Here is a 19,018-nt window from a genome sequence, read left to right on the forward strand (position 1 = left end):
ACGTGACAAGCGTCCACACGGGAGCGCACACCCAGTGCGCTGAGAGGACAGCTGGAGCCGAGTCATCGGCTCGCCGAAGGTGCTGTCGACCGTACGAACCTGACCGGGTAATGCCGGCGTAGGGAGATGCAGTAATGACTGATGTTGTCGTCGATCCGTCTGTGACCACCGGTCCCATCGCGGGCAGTACGAAGATCTACCGCGAGCTCGACGCTGTGCCGGGCGCCAAGGTTCCGTTCCGCCGCGTGAACCTGTCCAACGGTGAGCACCTCGACCTGTACGACACCTCAGGTCCCTACACCGATACGAACGCCACCCTCGACCTGCATGCCGGCCTGCCCCCGCGGCCCGGAGTCGTGCGCGACCGCGGCACGCAACTGCAGAGGGCCCGCGCCGGCGAGGTCAGCGCCGAGATGGCGTTCATCGCCGCGCGCGAGGGCGTGGCCGCTGAGTTGGTGCGCGACGAGGTGGCGCGGGGCCGCGCGGTCATCCCCGCCAACCACAACCATCCAGAGGCCGAACCGATGATCATCGGCAAGGCGTTCGCGGTGAAAGTCAATGCCAATCTTGGCAATTCGGCCGTGACCAGCTCGATCGCCGAGGAAGTCGACAAGATGGTGTGGGCCACCCGCTGGGGCGCAGACACGATCATGGACCTATCGACCGGCCGCGACATCCACATGACCCGCGAATGGATCCTGCGCAACTCACCGGTGCCGGTCGGCACCGTCCCGATCTATCAGGCGCTGGAGAAGACCAACGGTGACCCTGCTGCGCTGACCTGGGAACTGTACCGCGACACCGTGATCGAACAGTGCGAGCAAGGTGTCGACTACATGACCGTGCACGCGGGTGTGCTGCTGCGCTACGTGCCGCTGACCGCTAAGCGGGTCACAGGCATCGTCAGCCGCGGCGGCTCCATCATGGCTGCATGGTGCCTCGCGCATCATCAGGAGTCGTTCCTGTACACCCATTTCGAGGAACTGTGCGAGATCCTGCAGCAGTATGACGTGACGTTCTCGTTGGGTGACGGCCTTCGGCCCGGCTCGATCGCCGACGCCAACGACGCCGCCCAGTTCGCCGAACTGCGCACACTGGGCGAACTGACCAAGATCGCGAAATCTCATGGTGTGCAGGTGATGATCGAAGGTCCGGGCCACGTGCCGATGCACAAGATCGTGGAGAACGTGCGTCTTGAAGAGGAGCTCTGTGAGGAGGCCCCGTTCTACACCCTCGGCCCGCTGACCACCGACATCGCTCCGGCCTACGACCACATCACCAGCGCGATCGGGGCTGCGATGATCGCGCAGGCCGGCACCGCGATGCTGTGCTACGTCACGCCTAAGGAACATCTCGGGCTGCCCGATCGCAAGGACGTCAAAGACGGCGTGATCGCGTACAAGATCGCCGCGCACGCCGCCGATCTCGCGAAGGCGCATCCCCGGGCACAGGAGCGCGACGACGCGCTGTCGCGCGCCCGGTTCGAGTTCCGCTGGAACGACCAGTTCGCACTGTCGCTCGACCCCGACACCGCACGCGCGTTTCACGATGAGACGCTGCCCGCTGAACCTGCGAAGGCGGCACATTTCTGCTCGATGTGCGGACCGAAGTTCTGCTCCATGCGCATCACCCAGGACGTCCGCGATTACGCGGCCAAGCACGGTCTGGACAGCGAGGAGGCCATCGAAGCGGCCATGGCCGAGAAGTCACGAGAATTCGCCGAACACGGCAATCGCGTCTACCTGCCGCTCGCATGACCTACCTGCCGCTGCCCCAACCCCGCACCACACCGGTGCGGGTGATGACCATCGCGGGGTCGGACTCCGGGGGCGGGGCAGGTATCCAGGCCGATATGCGGACGTTCGCGTTGCTCGGCGTGCACGGACTGGTTGCGGTCACCGCGGTGACGGTGCAGAACTCGATGGGAGTGAAGGGCTTTCACGAGATCCCGCTCGACGTTATCGCCGGCCAAATCGACGCCGTGGCATCCGATATCGGTGTGCAGGCCGCGAAGACCGGCATGCTCGCGTCGTCGGCGATCATCGACACCGTCGCTGGCGCATGGCGACAGCAAGGATTGGCGGGAGCCGTCCCACTCGTGGTCGACCCGGTGTGCGCATCCATGCACGGCGACCCGCTGCTGCATCCCAGCGCGCTGAATTCGCTGAAGGAGCAACTGTTTCCGTTGGCCACCGTGGTCACCCCCAATCTCGACGAGGTGCGTTTGATCGTCGACGTCGAGGTGGTCGACGACGCGTCACAACGCGATGCGGCCCGCGCCCTGCACGCGCTGGGACCGCAGTGGGTGCTGGTCAAGGGCGGGCATCTCCGCACCTCGTCGAGGGCCCCCGACCTTCTCTTCGACGGTACCGAGTTCCGCGAATTCGACGCGCCCCGCATCGACACCGGCCACGACCACGGTGCGGGTGACACGCTCGCCGCCGCCGTCGCCAGCGCCCTGGCTCACGGCTACACCGTGCCCGACGCGGTCGCGTTCGGGAAACGATGGGTCACCGAATGTCTGCGCGCGGCATACCCGTTGGGCCAAGGACATGGCCCGGTCTCGGCCCTGTTCAGGCTCAACGAGTGACCCTCGAGCAGATCGCGGGGGTGGCCCACGAGCCCGACGGCAAGGCCAGCGGCGTCGTGGTGCTGACGCACGGCGCGGGCGGCAGCCGGGAGGCTCCGCTGCTGAAGAAGATTTGTGATGAGTGGGCACGCCGCGGTTGGCTCGCGGTGCGGTACAACCTGCCGTATCGACGGCGGCGGCCCAAGGGTCCACCGTCAGGTTCCGCGACCGCAGATCAGGCGGGCGTCGTCGAGGCCATCGAGGTGGCTCGCGGCCTGGCCGAGGGCCCGGTGATCGCGGGTGGCCACTCCTACGGCGGCCGGATGACGTCGATGGCGGTCGCCGACGCGGCCGCCGACGTCGACGTGCTGACGCTGTTCTCCTACCCGCTGCATCCGCCCGGCAAGCCCGAACGCGCTCGCACCGAACATCTCCCGCGGATCATCGCCCCGACCGTCTTCACCCACGGCACCTCCGACCCGTTCGGCACGATTGATGAGTTACGTCCCGCCTCTGCGCTCATCCCCGCAGCCACCGAGATCGTCGAAGTCACTGGCGCCCGCCACGATCTCGGCTCCAAGACTCTCGACGTCCCCGCACTCGCCGTCGATGCGGCACTACGTTTATTGGCTGCGGGCGAACGCCGGGCATCCACTCGCAACTGACGCTACTGTCACGAGGTGACCACGCCGCCGGGCCCCCCGCCGTACGGCCCCCCGCCGTACGGCCCGCCGCCCTACGGACAGCAGCCACCACCCGGACAACAACAGCCACCGTTCGGGCAGCAGCAGCCGCACTATCCACCGCCGGGCGGGCCGTATCCGCCGCCGGGGCCCGGTTACTATCCGCCGCCGAAGAAGACGAACACCGGTCGCATCGTCCTGCTGGTGGGCGGCGTCCTCGTGGGGCTGGTGGCCCTCGTGGTCGCCGTGGGGCTCGCCTTCTACTTCTTCTCCGGAGACGACAGGGTCACCGCGACCGACGTCCAGGTCGGTGATTGCCTGTCCGAGATTCCCGACAGCACCCGGGTAATGACCGTGCGCACCGTCGAGTGCTCGGAGTCGCACGCCGGCGAGGTCTTCGCTGTGCTGACGATGCCAGACGGCGACTTCCCCGGGGCGGCCGCCATCGAGGACTTCCAGGGCAGGTGCGAACCGGCGCTGGCCGCGTACTCGCCTGAGTCGATGACCGACGACAGCGTCCAGCTGTACGTGCTGTACCCCACCCCGGAGACGTGGGAGCAGGGCGATCGGGCGGTGACCTGCATCGCGACCCTGGATCCGCCCCGCTCGGGCTCCCTCAAGAGCTGACTCCGTCGCGGAAGTTTGCGGTACCTGAGGTACCGTCAGGGCATGACTCCGGAGCGTTTCGACGCGGTCATCGTGGGCGCGGGGTTCGGCGGGATCGGCGCGGCCATCCAGCTCAAGCGCATGGGAATTGAGGACTTCGTTCTTCTCGACCGCGAGGACGACCTGGGCGGCACCTGGTACGTCAACCACTATCCGGGACTCGCCGTCGATGTTCCCACCACGACGTACTCCTACTTCTTCGAACCCAACCCGAACTGGTCTCGGTTGTTCTCCACGGGTGACGAGATCAAGCAGTACGCCGATGACGTCGCCGACAAGTACGGCGTGCGCAAGCACATCAGGTTCAACACGACCGTCGAGGGCGCGCGCTGGGACGAGGACGCCAAGGTCTGGCGGATCGCCCTGGCCGACGGTGACACGCTGACCGCCCTCTACCTCATCACCGCCACCGGATTCCTGTCGCAGCCGAAGACCCCCGAGATTGCAGGCATCACCGACTTCGCGGGCAAGATCATCCACACCACCGACTGGGACGACTCTTACGACCCCCAGGGACGGCGCGTGGCGATCATCGGAACGGGCGCAACGGCGGTTCAGCTCATTCCCGAACTGGCGAAGAAGGCAGCGGACCTCACCGTGTACCAGCGCACGCCGATCTGGGTGGTGCCCAAGCTCGACTTCCGCATCTCCGAGCGCATGAAGCGCATGTTCGCACGAGTCCCGCTGGCGCAGCGCGCAGTTCGGGCCGTCACGGACGCCATCTACGAATTCTTCATCTACGTCGGTCTGCATCATCGGCAGTTCCTCTTCCGGCGACTCAACATCGGGGCCTCCGACGTCGCCAAGCTTCACCGGTTCATCTCTATCCGCGATCCCGAGCTGCGCAGAAAGCTCACACCCGATTACGACTTCGGCTGCAAGCGACCGACGTTCTCCAACAGTTACTACCGGATCTTCACCAAGCCCCACGTGCACCTGCAGGCGGACGGCATCGACCATGTCGAGCCCGACGGGATCGTCAACAACGACGGCACCAAGACCGTCATCGACACTCTGGTGCTGGCAACCGGCTTCGATCTGTGGGAGGCGAATTTCCCGGCGATCGAAGTCATCGGCCGCGAGGGGCGAAATCTCGGAAAGTGGTGGCGAGAGAACAGGTTCCAGGCCTACCAGGGTGTGTCGGTGCCGTACTTCCCGAATTACCTGAGCCTGGCCAGCCCGTACGCGTTCCTGGGTTTGAACTTCTTCAACACTATGGAATACCAGATGCGTCACATGGACCGGCTCTTCGGTGAACTGAAGCGCCGAAAGGCGACCACGTTCGAGATCACCGAAGACGCCAACGCCCGCTATCTGGAGCGGATGACCGAACTGATCGGTGACTCGGTGTTCACGGTCGGAAACTGCGCGACGGCGCGCTCCTACTACTTCAACCCGCAGGGCGAGGCCACCCTGCTGCGACCGATGCCGACTCGCACCGCGATCAAAGAGGCCTCGAAGTACCCGTTGACCGACTATCAGATTGCGTGAGAGAGGAACACCAGCTGTGCCGAAAGAGAATTCGCGTGCCGCGACGTTGACCGGCCTTGCCCTCGCGGGCACGGGTGTGGCCCATTTCGTCGCCCCACAGCTGTTCGAGTCGATCACCGAGCCGGCGTTCCCACGAAACACCCGCAACTTCATCTACCTCAACGGCGGCATCGAGACCGCCCTCGGGCTCGGACTCGCCGCCCAGAAGACCCGCAAGGCGGCATTGGTGGGGCTTGTGGGCTACGCGGCCTATCTGGCGACGAACTCCGTACGCAACCGATAGCACCCGACGTAACAGAAGTTACGTCCACATAGCCGCCGGTTTCTATTGCGAAGTGTCTAAAAAACGGTAGCGGCACCCAGAATCGTCATTAACATATATCCATGATCGGTTCGCTTCGCCGGCTCCTCGCGTTCCACGTGACGATCGGGGAGCTGATCATGGTGGCGCTGATCCTCGGCACGCCGTACCTGATCGTCGGGGTCGTCTGGTCGAACACCCATACCGAACACCTGCAGCAGATGACGGGCCTCGACCTGGCGGTCTCCTATCTCGGGTCGATCGTGTCGTGGCCGGTGCTGCTCTTCGCAGACGTCTGCATGACTTGAACGGGAGACACCTTGCAAACCCGGCATCATCGGCTCGCCTACACCGGCGTCGTGGCATCCGTCCTATTGGCGATCGGGCTGCTGGCCATGAACTTCCCGGTCTTTCTCGACGACTACGACCAGTGGGGCTGGCAGATCAAGTGCGGAACGGGATTCGCCGCTGACCTGGCGCAAGCGACGGCCGCCGTCGGCAACGGGAACTACGCCGACGAGTGTGAAACGGCACTGCTCATGCGCCGACTATGGACGGTGCCGCTGGTGGTGGTGAGTGGGCTCGTCGGCCTCGCGGTCCTGGTGGCTGCGGCGGCGACGTCGGAGCGCGAATCGCTCGCGTCGCATCGCGAAACCGCCTGACCTAGCATCACAGGCGTGAGCACGCCGGACGGTCCTGCGCTGCGCCGGCGCCTCGGAATCTTCGACGCGGTCATCATCGGGCTGGGCTCGATGATCGGCGCCGGCATCTTCGCAGCCCTTGGGCCGGCTGCCGCGTCGGCCGGCACGGGCCTGCTCGTCGGTCTCGCCATCGCCGCGGTCGTCGCGTACTGCAACGCGACCTCGTCGGCGCGACTGGCCGCAATCTACCCGCAGTCGGGTGGAACGTACGTGTACGGGCGCGAGCGCCTCGGCCCGTTCTGGGGCTACCTCGCGGGATGGAGCTTCGTGGTCGGCAAGACCGCGTCCTGCGCGGCCATGGCCTTGACCGTCGGCGCATACGTCTGGCCGGAGTATGCGCATGCCATCGCGGTAGCCGCGGTGGTGGCGCTGACCGCGGTGAACTATGCGGGCATCCAGAAGTCCGCGGTGCTGACGCGGGTCATTGTCGCTGTGGTGCTCGCCGTCTTGGCCGCCGTAGTCGTGGTCATCCTGGGTTTCGGCGACCTCGACAGCGCGCGGTTGGCCCTCGGTGGCGACATCACCGCCGGGGGTGTACTCGAAGCGGCCGGACTGCTGTTCTTCGCATTCGCCGGCTATGCGCGCATCGCCACGCTCGGAGAGGAAGTGCGCGACCCGGCCCGCACCATCCCGCGTGCCATCCCCATCGCGCTGTTCATCGCGCTCGCCGTGTACGCGGCGGTCGCCACTGCGGTGCTGGCCGAATTGGGCAGCCAGACACTGGCGTCGGCCGCCGCACCGCTGGCCGACGCGGTCAGCGCAGCCGGCGTCCCCGGCATGGAGCCGGTCGTACGAACCGGCGCCGCGATCGCCGCGCTGGGGTCGCTGTTGGCGCTCATTCTCGGGGTGTCTCGCACCACGCTGGCGATGGCCCGCGACCGCCATCTGCCGCACGCACTCGCAGTGGTACACCCGAAGTTCGGCAGTCCGCACCGCGCCGAGATCGCCGTGGGCGTGGTCGTCGGGGTGCTCGCCGCGACAGTTGATCTGCGCGGGGCCATTGGCTTCTCGTCATTCGCGGTACTGACGTACTACGCGATCGCCAATGCTTCAGCTTTTACGTTGGGCCGCAAGGCGATTCCTGCGCTAGGCTTCATCGGGTGCCTGCTGCTGGCAGTTCTGCTCCCGCTACCGTCGGTCGTTGCAGGCGTTTGCGTGGTGGCGCTGGGCGCTGTCGCCTACCGTCTTAGACCGTGACCGCACTGACATGGAAGCGCGTCGACGCCGAGCCGACCGAGGACTTCGTCGTCGCACCCGACGAACGGTTGGGCTGGGGCCGCACCATTGGCCTCGGGGCCCAGCACGTGGTCGCGATGTTCGGCGCCACCTTCCTGGTGCCGGTGCTCACCGGCTTCCCGCCGGCCACCACGCTGCTGTTCTCCGGAGTGGGCACCGTTCTGTTCTTGCTGATCACCGGGAATCGACTGCCCAGCTACCTGGGTTCGAGTTTCTCCGTGATCGCCCCGGTCACTGCTGCGGTCGCGTCGAACGGGACCGGCAGTGCATTGGGCGGTCTGGTCGCGGTGGGCCTGGCGCTGGTCCTGATCGGCGGCGTCGTCCATTTGGTCGGTACCCGTTGGCTTGACTCGACCCTTCCCCCGGTGGTGACCGGCGCGATCGTCGCGCTGATCGGTTTCAACCTGGCACCCGCGGCCAAGACCAATTTCGAGAAGGGCCCGCTGGTCGGCATGGTCACGCTGGTGCTGCTGGTGGCCGTGCTCGCCTTCTTTCGCGGCATCGTCGGACGGTTGGCGATATTCCTCGCCGTGGTCGTCGGCTATGTGCTGGCGCTGTACCTCGGCGAGGTCGACACGGAGGCGATCGATGAGGCGCCGTGGATCGGCATGCCCGAATTTCAAACGCCGACATTCACATTCGCGGTACTACCGATGTTCCTGCCCGCCGTGATCGCCCTGGTCGCCGAGAACATCGGCCACGTCAAATCCGTCGGCCAGATGACGAACACCGACGTCGACCCCCTGATGGGCCGCGCGCTGGCGGCGGACGGAGTGGCGACAACGCTGGCGGGCTTCGGCGGCGGAACGGCGACCACCACCTACGCCGAGAACATCGGCGTCATGGCCGCCACGAGGGTGTATTCGACTGCGGCGTACTGGGTCGCGGCAGGTGTCGCCATTCTGCTGTCGCTATGCCCGAAGGTCGGCGCGACGATATCGGCGATTCCGGAGGGAGTTCTCGGCGGCGCGACGGTCGTCCTGTATGGGCTTGTCGGCGTCCTGGGCGTGCGCATCTGGTTGACGAATCATGTCGACTTCACCAAGCCACTCAACCAGATGACCGCGGCGATCCCGCTGATCATAGGGATCGCCGATTTCACTTGGCACGCCGGGACATTGACCTTCACTGGTATCGCGCTGGGATCGATAGCCGCCCTGCTGGTGTATCACGGAATGCGGATGCTCGCGTGGCTGCGGACCTTCACCGGTGCGACCCCCGGTGCCGATCGGCACGCTGCGGAACTCCGTTGACTCCTTCGACAGATTGCGCATACGTACCGACCGCGAATGCAGCGGCCGACCCCAGAAGCGAGAGCGCGTTACGGTTGATGTTGTCTACCGTGTCGCGGGCGGTGCGATAGTTCGGATCGAACGGAGCACCGGCGCTTCCGTCCCAAAGGCGCGCTTGCACTTGCGACTTCCGCTGCGAGGAGCCCGCGGTCAAGCCGCCGACCGGGACACCCGCGGCCAGGAATGCGTGGTAGTCGGTGTTGATGGACAACGGCATGTCAGCGGGTCGGACGCCCGCGAGGTTGAGGTATCCGGCCAGCGTCCGCTCGATGCCCGCCGAGCCGTCCGGCACCGTCCGCGACGGAATGGCGGGGTTGGCCTGAGCCGTCTGGTCGCCGTCGTAGGTGAAGTAGCCGGGGTTCTGTGAGCCGAGCATGTCGAAGTCGAGATACAAAGCGATGGCGTCGAGTTCGTCGGGCTTCAGTCCCTGAACGTATTTTGCCGAGCCCTGCAGTGCGTTTTCTTCCGATCCCCAGAAGGCGAATCGCACCGCATTGGCGGCGTTCGGTTGCGGTCCCAGTGCCGCAGCGATCTCCAATACCGCCGCGACGCCCGATCCGTTGTCGTTGACACCGGGGCTGGCTGCCGAGCTATCGAGATGCGCGCCGACGAGAACGACGTTGTCGGTGTTGCCGGACTTCGTCTGCGCCACCACGTTTCGTGAACGGGTCATCACCGGCTTGCTGTCAAGCACCAACCGCACAGGGGTGTCGGTGCGTCGTAACGCCGCGTCGGCGTCGGTGCCGATCACACCAACGGGGATGGACAGTTGTTGGTAATAACCTGGGGGGAACAGGCCGGCAGGGCTGCCGCCTGACCCAGGCGCGCTGACGACGAGCAGCCCGAAGGCTCCCCTGTCCACGGCGGCGTTCTGCTTGTCGACGACGGAGCAGCCCGTGTCGTCGACGACCGCAATCGCCCCCCTCACCGGCCGAGCACCGTAGTCAGCTGCCCGGCACCCCGCGGGTTTCTGCGGGCGCAGCGTGATGGCGGTCAACCCGCGTGGCGGCGTGGTCTTCAACAGCGACGCCTGGTCGACGTGATGGTCGCGACCCGCAATGGACAGCGTCGGCTTGCCGCCCTGGGTGCCGTCCAGTAGCTCGAATTCCGGCGTCTGGACGTCGAAACCCTTGTCACGGAGAAACTGCGCGACGTAGTCCACGCTGCTGTCGAAGCCGGCGGTGCCCTTGGCGCGATTTCCGTGGTTGGCGTCGGCGATCTCCTGCAGCTTGCGCAGATGCCCGTACATGCCGTCGGCGGTGATCGTGGCCGCCAGATCGCGACCGAGGTCGGCGGGGCGGGCAGGTTCGGGCGACGAGCATGCCGTCAGGGCGGCGAGGACGAGGACGGCGGTCGCCCACCGTCTCATGAGTCGAGGACGTGTCGAGTGCGGTCCTCACGGATGGGCACGCCATTGCGGCCGCCTTGATCCTGCGCGTAGATGCCGACGACATAGGCGACACCGGGACCGTTGATCTCCATCGCGGTGCGATCGATGTTCTCCAACGTGTCGGCTGCCTTGTGATAATTGGGGTCGAACGGCTGACCCGCGTCGCCTCCCCACCGCTTGGCCTGATCATCGGTCATCTTCGCTTCCGCACCGGTGAAGATCCCGCCAGCGGGAATGCCTGCTTGTGTGAAGCCGTCATAGTCGGACCGACCGTCGAAGCTGATGTCCTGCGCGGGTTTTCCGGCACCGTTCAGATAGGACACCAGTGTGCGTTCAATTCCTGCCGACCCCTCGGGTACGCGCGGAACGCCGTTCGGTTCGTCCCGGGGACCCGATTGGTCGCCGTCATAAGTGAAATAGCCGGGATTGGGGGACCCGATCATGTCGAAGTTCAGGTAGAGCGCGATGTCTTTGAGCGCCTCCACAGACAGCGACGCCACATAGCTGTACGACCCGAAGAGTCCGACTTCTTCAGCGCCCCAGAACGCGAAGCGCACCGCATGGTTCACCTCCGGCGAGGTGCCCAACTGCAAGGCGGTCTCCAGGACGGCCGCTACTCCGGATCCGTCATCGTTGATACCGGGGCCTTCCGGAACGCTGTCGAGGTGCGCGCCGACCATGACGACATCGGCCGTGGAGCCGGTCTTGGTTTGGGCTATGACGTTGCGCGACCGTTCGGTGCGTACACCGGCATTCAGTTTCAATGAAGCCTCGCCCGGTGCGGAACGCAGCCGCTCACCGGCGGCCTTGGTGATCGTGACCACCGGGATCTTGACGTCGGTCTCCTCCCCGAGCGTGCCGCCGAATCTGTCGCCGTCCTCGTTGTTGGCGACGACGAGGGCCACCGCACCCCGTTCGGTGGCGGCCGCCAGCTTCTCGGTGAACGGACACTTGCCCCGGTCGACGAGGACCACGGCGCGCTGAACCGGAAGACCGTCGTAGTCCGACGCGGTGCAGCCCGGCGAATCCTCGGCGCGCGCAGGCACCAGCGGGCCCGAGATCCCGTCGCCAGGAGTGCCGATCGTGAAGTTCATCGGGTGCGCCGTGACGCGCGCGCCGTCGACAGTCAGCAACGGCTCGTCGGCGAACGGCAGACGAACTTCGAATTCGGGAGTTTGCACGTCGAAGCCCGTGTCGCGCAGTGTTTTCGCAACGTAGTCGACGCTCGCGTCGTAGCCCGGGGTTCCCAACGCGCGGTTGCCGTCGTGCTCGTCGGCGATCTGCTGCAGCCGTTCCAGGTGCGCCATCATCGCGTCGGTCTTGACGCGACCGCGCAGCGATTCGGCGAACTCGGTCGCCGAGGCCGACGGACCGGGCGGTTTCGTCGGCGGTGAAGCCGAGGGTTCAGGATCTGTATCGCGTCCACATCCGCCCAGAAGCAGCGCGGCGGCCGCGGCCAGTGCGACGATCTTCGACAACCTTGCGTGCCCCATCGCCCACCACGTTAGCGCCTGGTTGCCAAAAACGATCAGGCGTCGCGCGCGTTGAGCACCGCCACCGCGGCACCGAACGCCACCGCGACCATTGCCGCGAAATATGCCAACGACCCGAGCTGGTCCCACGGCATGGCATAGACCGGATACAGCCACGGCACATCGATGACAATGAAGATGTTCGCGAACGGCAGATACGGCCCGATCTGCGTTCCCACGTCCGGCAGATTGGCCAGCATCGGTTCGGCCACCAACGGCCACAGCAGAAGCACCGCCACGGCGCCGGGTCCGGCGCGCAACAGTGCACCGATCGCCACGCCAAGTGTCGCGGCCAGGGCGGCGTACAGCGCGATAGCGCCTGCCACCCGCCAGACATCCGGCCCCGACAGTGACAACTGGGCCGCCATCACCGGCGTGCTGAGCAGCGCCGCCAGATACACCGACGCGACCACCATCACCGCCGCAAACACTGCCGAAAAGCATGCGGTGACAATAGTTTTTGCGACAAGTACCAAGGTTCGATTCGGCGTCGCCATGAACGTCGTGCGAATCATTCCGCTGCGATACTCCGCGGTGACCGTCATCGAGGCCAGCACCATCAACACCGGCACCCCGAACACAGCGATACCGAGCGACGCCCGTTGCGGCTCCAACGGTCCCGTGCCCGAGGCCACGCTGCCTTGCAGCGCGGCAACGGCCAAACTCAGTGCCGCGACGGCGACCGCGACCCACAGCGGTGCTCGTGTTGTGGACAGCTTGATTCGTTCGGCGTTGAGCACCGCCAGCGCGCTCATGACGACACCGTCCGATACTCGACCGCGTCGTCGGTCAGCTCCAGGTACGCCTCCTCCAGCGAGGCCTGCTGAGTGCTCAACTCGTGCAACGTGATTGCGTTGCGCGCGGCGAGCTCGCCAACCACCTCCATCGCCGCGCCCCTGACCAATATCGCCGGATCGCCTGGTGCGGGCTCGGCCCGAAGCCCGGCATCGGTGAGGACGCGCCGCAGCGTCTCCAACTGCGGGCTGCGGACGGTGACTGTGCCGGCACCCGAGCGACCGACGAAATCACTGACTGTGGTCGACGCGATCAGCTTGCCCTTGCCGATGACGAGGAGCCGGTCGGCGGTGTTGGCCATCTCGGCCAGCAGATGGCTGGAGACGAGCACTGTCCGACCCTCGGCCGCCAGCGAGCGCATCAGTGTGCGCACCCACCGGATTCCCTCCGGATCCAGACCGTTGACGGGCTCGTCGAACAACAACACCGGTGGATCGCCCAGCAGAGCGCCCGCGATCCCCAGTCGCTGGCTCATGCCCAACGACAAGGCGCCGACCTTCTTGCCGGAGACCGACGCCAGCCCTACCATCTCGAGCACTTCGTCGACCCGCGCTGCCGGTAGCCGGTTTGTCGCGGCGATCCAGCGCAGGTGATTGCGCGCCGACCGGTTGGGATGCGCCTGCCGCGCATCCAGCAGGGCGCCGACCGTGCGTAGCGGGTCGGCCAGCCTCCGATACGCCTTGCCGCCGACGGTCGCCGTACCCGAAGTGGGACGGTCCAGACCGAGGATGAGCCGCATCGTGGTTGTCTTGCCCGCGCCGTTCGGCCCGAGGAACCCCGTGACCACCCCGGGCTCGATCGTGCAGGTCAGGTTGTCGACGGCGCGTGTCGAGCCGAACACTTTCGTCAGGCCCGCCAGCGCGATCATGGGCTAATGATCGCAGGCCGCGTTACTGCCACCTCTGCTTGTTGGCGTTCTCGTTCTTCTCGAAGTCGCCTGCCACCTCGGTCAGTGTTGTGGCGAGCCGGTCCAAGATCATGTTCAGCTCGTCGGCCTGCACCTGCCAGCGCTGTTGATTGGCCTGCCAGGCCTCTTTGGCTGCGCCGTTCCACGCGCCGCCCAACGTGGTCAGGATCCCGCGCTCATCGTTGAGCAGACCCTCGATCTGATTGGCTTGCGCCGTAAGGTCTGTCGCGGCCCCAGCGACGGCCGCGAAATTCACGCGAATGCCACCATCAGTCATTCCAGACTCCTTCAGATACCCATCGCGGACCTGAGTGCGTCGGCTCCGCCGGCGTCAGTGTCGGTGTAGGCCTTCTGCGCTGAGTCGAGCTTCTCGGCAAGTGCAGCCTCCTCGTCGCGCAATGCCTGCGCGGTGGCCACGTAGCGGTTCAGAATGGTCTGCAGAGCGGTAGCGGCCTCGCCGGTGAACATGGGAGCGATCTGCGATGCGATGTCGGTGACCTGTTGCTCGTGCTGCTTGCGCCGCTGCGCGAGTTCATCGAGCTTGGCCGCGTTCGACGCAATCTGCTGCGGGTCCATGTTGAGTGGGGACGACATGACCCCATTTTCCCAGTTTCAGTCGCCGCGCAACACAGCAATTTCCCCGGGTCACATGGATGGGCTGGATGCCTGGGCCCAGAAACGCTTCGGGATCCTGCCCGCCTGTCGGGCCAGACGCCCGGCGGTGACGGCGGCGGCCATCGCCGCGGCCATGGTCGGCGGGTCGGCGGCGCGCGTCACCGCAGTGGCCAGAAGCACGGCGTCGCAACCCAGTTCCATCGCCATCGCGGCATCGCTGGCGGTACCGATACCCGCGTCCAGCACCACAGGCACAGACGCGTTCTCGACGATCATTTCGATGTTGTGCGGATTCGCGATGCCAAGACCGGTTCCGATCGGTGAGCCCAGCGGCATGACGGCCGCACAGCCGGTGTCTTCGAGTCGGCGGGCAAGCACCGGGTCGTCATTGGTGTAAGGCAGGACGACAAACCCGTCGTCGACCAATTGCTCTGCAGCCCGGATCAATTCGACAGCATCGGGCAGCAGCGTCCGCTCGTCGGCGATCACTTCCAGCTTGACCCAGTCGGTGTGCAACGCCTCGCGGGCCAACTGCGCGGTCAGCACCGCCTCCGCGGCTCCACGGCAGCCCGCTGTGTTGGGCAGCGGCGCGATACCGAGCCGGTTCAACAGGTCCAGGACGCCGGTTCCGCCGTCGGCGTCGACGCGGCGCATCGCAACCGTCGTCAACTCGGTGCCTGATGCGACGAGGGCGTCCTCGAGCACCGCGAGGTTGGCGGCACCGCCGGTCCCGAGAATGAGCCGCGAGCCGAAGGTGCGTCCCGCGATCGTCAGTTTGTCAGCCACCCTGCACCGCCGTCACCACTTCCACGCGCGCCCCTTCGGACAACGTCGTCTCCCATTCCGAACGGGGGAGAACCGACCAATCCACCGCGACCGCGATGCCCTTTTCAGGAAAGCCGAGGCTCTCCAGCAGCGCAGCCACGGTCGTCGTCTCCCCGACCTCGACGGCCTCGTCGTTGACAGTGACTTTCATCGCGCACCCACTAAACCAGCTTCAGGCACCGGCACGCCGTTCAACTCCCCGACGATGGCCTCCGCGGTCCACGGTGCGAGCAGGAATCCGTTGCGGCCGTGTCCAGCCGCAACCAGGGTGCGCGCGTCCAGGCGGCCGACGACGGGCAGCCCGTCCGGTGTCATCGGGCGCAGACCCGCGGCGATCTCGGCGAGCTCGTACTCCCCCAACGAGGGCATCACTGCGCACGCGTCGTCGAGCAGTTCACGCACCCCGGTCACCGAAGGCGCGGTGTCACGGCCGTGCTCGTACTGGGTTGCGCCGACGACCACGCCGTCGAGGCGCGGCACGAGATACACCTGACGTCCGTGCACCCGCGCCCGAATCACCCTCTGCGGCACCGGCATACAACCCTTTCGCCAGCGCAGCCGCAAGACCTCGCCCTTCACCGGGCGGATCGGCAGGCCGGGCCACAGCGCAGTCGCGTCGATGCCGTTGGCGATCACGACGGTGTCGACGTCGGCGGGCAACTCCGACGCCGGCGGCGCCCACCGCACCCCCAGCCGCTCGCAATGAGAGGTGAGCGCGTCGACCAACGCCCGATTGTCTACGGCCAGCTCGGTTTCGGCCAGCAGGCCGTGCCGAATGCCCTGCGCGAGCAGCGGTTCCAGGTCGCGTGCGGCCGACGTCGGCGTCACCGGATGCCCCTGCGCGGACAACCAGTCCCCGACGGTTTTCAGATCGGCGACATCAGCCCGGTCGACCGCGACAACCAGCGACTCCCGCGCGGTGACCACCTCGGGCGGCAGGCCGTCCAGAAATGAGCCGGTGCCCACCTGGTTCCACAAGGCCAACGACGCCAGGCCCAGCCGCAGCAACCGTTCCTCGCCAGGCCATCCCTCGCTGTGCGGGGCCAGCATGCCGCCGGCCACCCAGGACGCGCCGGGATCCTCGGCGCGGTGAACGCGCACGGCCCAACCGTCCATTGCGGCCCGGCGTGCGACCGCCAGCCCGATGACACCGCCGCCGACGACGGCCAACGATCCCTTCAACATCCCTCCCTTCGCCGGCATGACCCGGATCAGGTTCGACGGTAAGTGCAGGCGTGCTCACTCTCAGTCCCCGTACCCGGGACTCCCGTGTCGACACTTCACGGTAGTCGCTAGCGTCGCGGTGTGCACAAACCTCGGCAACGCCTGGCGAGCGCCTCGCTTTACCTGTGTACCGATGCCCGGCGCGAACGCGGCGACCTTGCCGAATTCGCCGACGCCGCCCTGGCCGGTGGTGTGGATCTCATCCAGCTGCGGGACAAGGGCTCGCCGGGCGAACAGCGGTTCGGTCCGCTGGAGGCTCGCCAGGAACTCGACGCGCTGGCCGTCCTCGCCGACGCGGCGCAGCGCCACAACGCGTTGTTGGCCGTCAACGACCGGGCCGACATCGCGCTGGCCGCACGTGCTGACGTGCTGCACCTCGGTCAGGACGACCTACCGCTGCCGGTCGCGCGAAGCATCGTCGGGCCCGACCCGGTGATCGGCCGGTCGACTCATGACCGCGCCCAGGTGGCCGCAGCGATCGCCGAAGATGTCGATTACTTCTGCGTCGGTCCGTGCTGGCCGACGCCGACCAAACCCGGCCGCCCGGCTCCCGGGCTCGAACTCGTCCGCAGCGCAGCCGAGTCGGCGACCGACAAGCCGTGGTTCGCGATCGGCGGTATCGATGCCGACCGGCTACCCGAGGTTCTGCAGAACGGCGCCCGCCGGGTCGTGGTCGTCCGGGCCATCACCGCGGCCGACGACCCCCGCGCCGCGGCGCGTCGGCTCAAATCCGCACTCACTGCCGCGGGTTGACCTCAAGCGGAATCGACGCCGTCACGCTGAGCAGAAGGCCCCAGCTTCGGGCGAACCCCGGGTGCAGCGGCAGGTCCGCGACCTCATCGACGGCGACCCAGCGCAACTCCGCGCTCTCCCGGTTCGGGACTGTCTCGAGCAGTTCGGGCGCATCCGCGATGACCGTCGTATAGCTCCAACAGGTTCCGCCCTCCCCCGCAACCTCGGTGGTGACGACGGTCTGCCGCACAGTCAACTGGTGACGGGCCAGCCCGGCTTCCTCGTGTGCCTCACGCAGGGCCGCGTCTTCGGCGGATTCGTGGCTGTCGCGGGCCCCTCCCGGCAGTCCCCAGGTCCCGCCTTGATGGCTCCAGGGCGCTCGGTGCTGCAACAGGACCGCTGCCGAACCGTCGGGCTGTGGCGCCCGCACGAGCAACCCTGCCGCGCCGTGTCTTCCCCAGAAGGCAGCACCGGTGTCGGACACCACCCAACCGTCACCGTCGCCGCGCACACATCAACAATAGGGAACCCCGGCCTACCGGAAAGTCTTAGGATTCTTTTATAGAATGGCACCCGTCGAGGACGATAGCCGGAGAGCACGCAACAGATGAGGTCCGCGCGCACGTGACTGTGGAGTTGGCGCACCCGTCGACCGAGCCACTGGCGTCGCGGTCGCCGACCACTCCCGCGCACCCACGCTGGTGGTTCCTCTGGACCACCCCCGGCCGCATCCTCACCATCGGCGTGGTGTTGTCCGCCCTGGTCATCGGCAGCGCCTTCGCGACATCGACGACCATCAACGACCGCCAGGAAGCGCTGACGACGGTCCTCAACCACACCGAACCGCTGTCGTTCGCGGCCGGGCAGCTGTACACGACGCTGTCGGTGGCCGACGCCGCGGCGGCGACCGCGTTCATCGCCGGCACCGAACCCCGGGCGGTGCGGCAACGCTACGAGCAAGCCATCACCGACGCGTCGGTCGCCGTGACGCGGGCGTCGAGCGGGCTGACCGACGAGCCGATGGTGCAACTGCTGGGGCGGGTGAACGCCCGGCTCGCCGTCTACACCGGATTGATCGAAACCGCGCGCACCAACAACCGCGCCGGAAACCCGGTCGGTTCCTCGTATCTGTCCGAGGCGTCGGCGTTGATGCAGACGCAGATCCTGCCCGACGCGCAGCGGCTCTACGAGGAGACGTCGGCGCGGGTGGACTCCGAGACGTCGGCGTCGACCAGGATTCCAGGACCGGTGATCCTCGTGGTGCTCGCGACCCTGTTGTTCGGGGCTTTCGCCAACCGCTGGCTCGCCCGCCGGACCCGACGACGCATCAACATCGGTCTCGTGGCCGGCGGGATGGCCGTGCTGATCATGCTGATCTGGGTTGGCACGGCGCTGATCATCTCGACCGCCGACAGTCGAAGCGCCAAGGACACCGCGGCGCAGTCGCTCAAGACGGTGACCAACCTCGCGATCACCGCCCAGCAGGCGCGCGCCGACGAGACGCTGTCGTTGATCCGGCGCGGCGACGAGGACGTCCGCAAGCAGTCCTACTACACACGCATCGACGTGATGCAGCAGCAGTTGTCGGACTACCTCGCCCGCGACGACGCAATCGACAAGACCGACCTGGCCGATGCCGAGCAGTTGTTGAAACGGTGGCGAGCGGCCGATGACCGGATCAATGCCTACATCGGCGTCGGCAACTATCAGGCCGCCACCCAGGTTGCGCTGGGCACCGGTGAAGACGACTCCACTCCGGCGTTCGACAAGCTCGACGCGGCGCTGAGCGAGGGCATCGAAGAGAGCCGCAACCAGTTGCGCAACGACATTCTCAACGCCCGCCGGGTGCTCTCGGGCGCCACGTTCGGCGCCGCGGCCCTATCCGTCGTCGCGGCGGTGGCGGTGTCGCTGGGGTTGTGGCCGAGATTGAGCGAGTACCGGTGATGAGCGCTCGCGCGAAGAACAGACGACCGGTGATGAGCGCTTGCGCGAAGAACAGACGACCGGTGATGAGCGCTCGCGCGAAGAACAGACGACCGGTGATGAGCGCTCGCGCGAA

Annotated in this window: 22 protein-coding genes and 1 riboswitch; of the genes, 12 read left to right on the forward strand and 10 right to left on the reverse strand. The window is 66.6% G+C overall.

Annotation, left to right across the window (positions count from 1 at the left end; all coding sequences use genetic code 11):
- Positions 1–7: 7 nt before the first annotated feature.
- Positions 8–143, forward strand: a riboswitch (TPP riboswitch).
- From thiC to N4S67_RS09435, 10 genes are all read left to right on the forward strand, one after another.
- Positions 135–1,757, forward strand: a complete 1,623-nt coding sequence (gene thiC / locus N4S67_RS09390) for a phosphomethylpyrimidine synthase ThiC (protein WP_260992672.1) — start codon at positions 135–137, stop codon at positions 1,755–1,757. Its footprint overlaps the riboswitch before it by 9 nt.
- Positions 1,754–2,590: a bifunctional hydroxymethylpyrimidine kinase/phosphomethylpyrimidine kinase gene (gene thiD, locus N4S67_RS09395; protein WP_260992673.1), complete on the forward strand. Its 837-nt coding sequence runs from the start codon at positions 1,754–1,756 to the stop codon at positions 2,588–2,590. Before thiC ends, thiD begins: the two co-directional genes overlap by 4 nt.
- Entirely contained in the window at positions 2,587–3,234 is a 648-nt protein-coding gene (locus N4S67_RS09400; RefSeq protein WP_260992674.1) for an alpha/beta hydrolase family protein, read from the forward strand. Before thiD ends, N4S67_RS09400 begins: the two co-directional genes overlap by 4 nt.
- Positions 3,235–3,249: 15 nt before the next feature.
- Entirely contained in the window at positions 3,250–3,879 is a 630-nt protein-coding gene (locus N4S67_RS09405; protein ID WP_260992675.1) for a septum formation family protein, read from the forward strand.
- 42 nt (positions 3,880–3,921) lie between these two features.
- Positions 3,922–5,409, forward strand: a complete 1,488-nt coding sequence (locus N4S67_RS09410) for a flavin-containing monooxygenase (protein ID WP_260992676.1) — start codon at positions 3,922–3,924, stop codon at positions 5,407–5,409.
- A gap of 16 nt (positions 5,410–5,425) precedes the next feature.
- Positions 5,426–5,692: a hypothetical protein gene (locus N4S67_RS09415; RefSeq protein WP_260992677.1), complete on the forward strand. Its 267-nt coding sequence runs from the start codon at positions 5,426–5,428 to the stop codon at positions 5,690–5,692.
- 101 nt (positions 5,693–5,793) lie between these two features.
- On the forward strand, positions 5,794–6,018 hold the full coding sequence (locus tag N4S67_RS09420; protein WP_260992678.1) for a hypothetical protein: 225 nt from the start codon (positions 5,794–5,796) through the stop codon (positions 6,016–6,018).
- 51 nt (positions 6,019–6,069) lie between these two features.
- On the forward strand, positions 6,070–6,372 hold the full coding sequence (locus tag N4S67_RS09425; RefSeq protein ID WP_260992679.1) for a hypothetical protein: 303 nt from the start codon (positions 6,070–6,072) through the stop codon (positions 6,370–6,372).
- Positions 6,373–6,387: 15 nt separating this feature from the next.
- Positions 6,388–7,608, forward strand: a complete 1,221-nt coding sequence (locus tag N4S67_RS09430; protein WP_260992680.1) for an APC family permease — start codon at positions 6,388–6,390, stop codon at positions 7,606–7,608.
- A complete protein-coding gene (locus N4S67_RS09435; protein WP_260992681.1) occupies positions 7,605–8,900 on the forward strand; it encodes a uracil-xanthine permease family protein in 1,296 nt (431 codons plus the stop codon). Before N4S67_RS09430 ends, N4S67_RS09435 begins: the two co-directional genes overlap by 4 nt.
- Here the strand turns inward: N4S67_RS09435 and N4S67_RS09440 are convergent.
- From N4S67_RS09440 to thiO, 9 genes are read right to left on the reverse strand one after another with little or no spacing between them, the layout of a single operon-like run.
- Positions 8,851–10,308 (reverse strand): M20/M25/M40 family metallo-hydrolase, encoded by a 1,458-nt coding sequence (locus N4S67_RS09440; RefSeq protein WP_260992682.1) that lies wholly within the window; start codon positions 10,306–10,308, stop codon positions 8,851–8,853. The genes N4S67_RS09435 and N4S67_RS09440 overlap by 50 nt on opposite strands.
- Positions 10,305–11,822: a M28 family metallopeptidase gene (locus N4S67_RS09445; RefSeq protein WP_260992683.1), complete on the reverse strand. Its 1,518-nt coding sequence runs from the start codon at positions 11,820–11,822 to the stop codon at positions 10,305–10,307. Before N4S67_RS09445 ends, N4S67_RS09440 begins: the two co-directional genes overlap by 4 nt.
- Positions 11,823–11,857: 35 nt before the next feature.
- Positions 11,858–12,616 (reverse strand): ABC transporter permease, encoded by a 759-nt coding sequence (locus tag N4S67_RS09450; RefSeq protein WP_260992684.1) that lies wholly within the window; start codon positions 12,614–12,616, stop codon positions 11,858–11,860.
- The gene (locus N4S67_RS09455; RefSeq protein ID WP_260992685.1) at positions 12,613–13,524 is read right to left on the reverse strand and encodes an ATP-binding cassette domain-containing protein; all 912 of its coding nucleotides are present in this window, start codon (positions 13,522–13,524) and stop codon (positions 12,613–12,615) included. The genes N4S67_RS09450 and N4S67_RS09455 overlap by 4 nt, the downstream gene beginning before the upstream one ends.
- A gap of 22 nt (positions 13,525–13,546) precedes the next feature.
- The gene (locus N4S67_RS09460) at positions 13,547–13,840 is read right to left on the reverse strand and encodes a WXG100 family type VII secretion target (RefSeq protein WP_260992686.1); all 294 of its coding nucleotides are present in this window, start codon (positions 13,838–13,840) and stop codon (positions 13,547–13,549) included.
- Positions 13,841–13,851: 11 nt separating this feature from the next.
- Positions 13,852–14,157 carry a WXG100 family type VII secretion target gene (locus tag N4S67_RS09465; RefSeq protein ID WP_260992687.1) on the reverse strand — a complete coding sequence of 102 codons (306 nt, stop codon included), beginning with the start codon at positions 14,155–14,157 and terminating at the stop codon, positions 13,852–13,854.
- A gap of 51 nt (positions 14,158–14,208) precedes the next feature.
- Entirely contained in the window at positions 14,209–14,964 is a 756-nt protein-coding gene (gene thiG / locus N4S67_RS09470) for a thiazole synthase (protein WP_260992688.1), read from the reverse strand.
- A complete protein-coding gene (thiS, locus tag N4S67_RS09475; RefSeq protein ID WP_260992689.1) occupies positions 14,957–15,154 on the reverse strand; it encodes a sulfur carrier protein ThiS in 198 nt (65 codons plus the stop codon). The genes thiG and thiS overlap by 8 nt, the downstream gene beginning before the upstream one ends.
- The gene (gene thiO / locus N4S67_RS09480; protein WP_260993064.1) at positions 15,151–16,188 is read right to left on the reverse strand and encodes a glycine oxidase ThiO; all 1,038 of its coding nucleotides are present in this window, start codon (positions 16,186–16,188) and stop codon (positions 15,151–15,153) included. Before thiO ends, thiS begins: the two co-directional genes overlap by 4 nt.
- A 120-nt stretch (positions 16,189–16,308) precedes the next feature.
- On the opposite strand from thiO, the gene thiE reads away from it, so the two are divergent.
- On the forward strand, positions 16,309–16,980 hold the full coding sequence (gene thiE / locus N4S67_RS09485) for a thiamine phosphate synthase (protein WP_260992690.1): 672 nt from the start codon (positions 16,309–16,311) through the stop codon (positions 16,978–16,980).
- On the opposite strand, the gene N4S67_RS09490 is transcribed toward thiE, so the two are convergent.
- Positions 16,964–17,470 carry an NUDIX hydrolase gene (locus N4S67_RS09490; RefSeq protein WP_260992691.1) on the reverse strand — a complete coding sequence of 169 codons (507 nt, stop codon included), beginning with the start codon at positions 17,468–17,470 and terminating at the stop codon, positions 16,964–16,966. The two genes, thiE and N4S67_RS09490, sit on opposite strands and share 17 nt — an antisense overlap.
- Positions 17,471–17,583: 113 nt before the next feature.
- Between N4S67_RS09490 and glnX the strand changes: the two genes are divergently transcribed.
- Positions 17,584–18,903: a protein kinase G-activating protein GlnX gene (gene glnX, locus N4S67_RS09495; RefSeq protein ID WP_260992692.1), complete on the forward strand. Its 1,320-nt coding sequence runs from the start codon at positions 17,584–17,586 to the stop codon at positions 18,901–18,903.
- Positions 18,904–19,018 lie beyond the last annotated feature (115 nt).

Origin of the sequence: Mycobacterium deserti, from assembly GCF_025345615.1 — a bacterium.
GTDB classification, from domain to species: Bacteria; Actinomycetota; Actinomycetes; order Mycobacteriales; family Mycobacteriaceae; genus Mycobacterium; species Mycobacterium deserti.

Coding starts and splice junctions, on each gene's coding strand:
- thiC (WP_260992672.1), top strand. CDS start 135: ATGACTGATGTTGTCGTCGATCCGTCTGTGACCACCGGTCCCATCGCG.
- thiD (WP_260992673.1), top strand. CDS start 1,754: ATGACCTACCTGCCGCTGCCCCAACCCCGCACCACACCGGTGCGGGTG.
- N4S67_RS09410 (WP_260992676.1), top strand. CDS start 3,922: ATGACTCCGGAGCGTTTCGACGCGGTCATCGTGGGCGCGGGGTTCGGC.
- N4S67_RS09420 (WP_260992678.1), top strand. CDS start 5,794: ATGATCGGTTCGCTTCGCCGGCTCCTCGCGTTCCACGTGACGATCGGG.
- N4S67_RS09440 (WP_260992682.1), bottom strand. CDS start 10,308: ATGAGACGGTGGGCGACCGCCGTCCTCGTCCTCGCCGCCCTGACGGCA.
- N4S67_RS09445 (WP_260992683.1), bottom strand. CDS start 11,822: ATGGGGCACGCAAGGTTGTCGAAGATCGTCGCACTGGCCGCGGCCGCC.
- N4S67_RS09450 (WP_260992684.1), bottom strand. CDS start 12,616: ATGAGCGCGCTGGCGGTGCTCAACGCCGAACGAATCAAGCTGTCCACA.
- N4S67_RS09455 (WP_260992685.1), bottom strand. CDS start 13,524: ATGATCGCGCTGGCGGGCCTGACGAAAGTGTTCGGCTCGACACGCGCC.
- N4S67_RS09460 (WP_260992686.1), bottom strand. CDS start 13,840: ATGACTGATGGTGGCATTCGCGTGAATTTCGCGGCCGTCGCTGGGGCC.
- N4S67_RS09465 (WP_260992687.1), bottom strand. CDS start 14,157: ATGTCGTCCCCACTCAACATGGACCCGCAGCAGATTGCGTCGAACGCG.
- thiS (WP_260992689.1), bottom strand. CDS start 15,154: ATGAAAGTCACTGTCAACGACGAGGCCGTCGAGGTCGGGGAGACGACG.
- thiO (WP_260993064.1), bottom strand. CDS start 16,188: ATGTTGAAGGGATCGTTGGCCGTCGTCGGCGGCGGTGTCATCGGGCTG.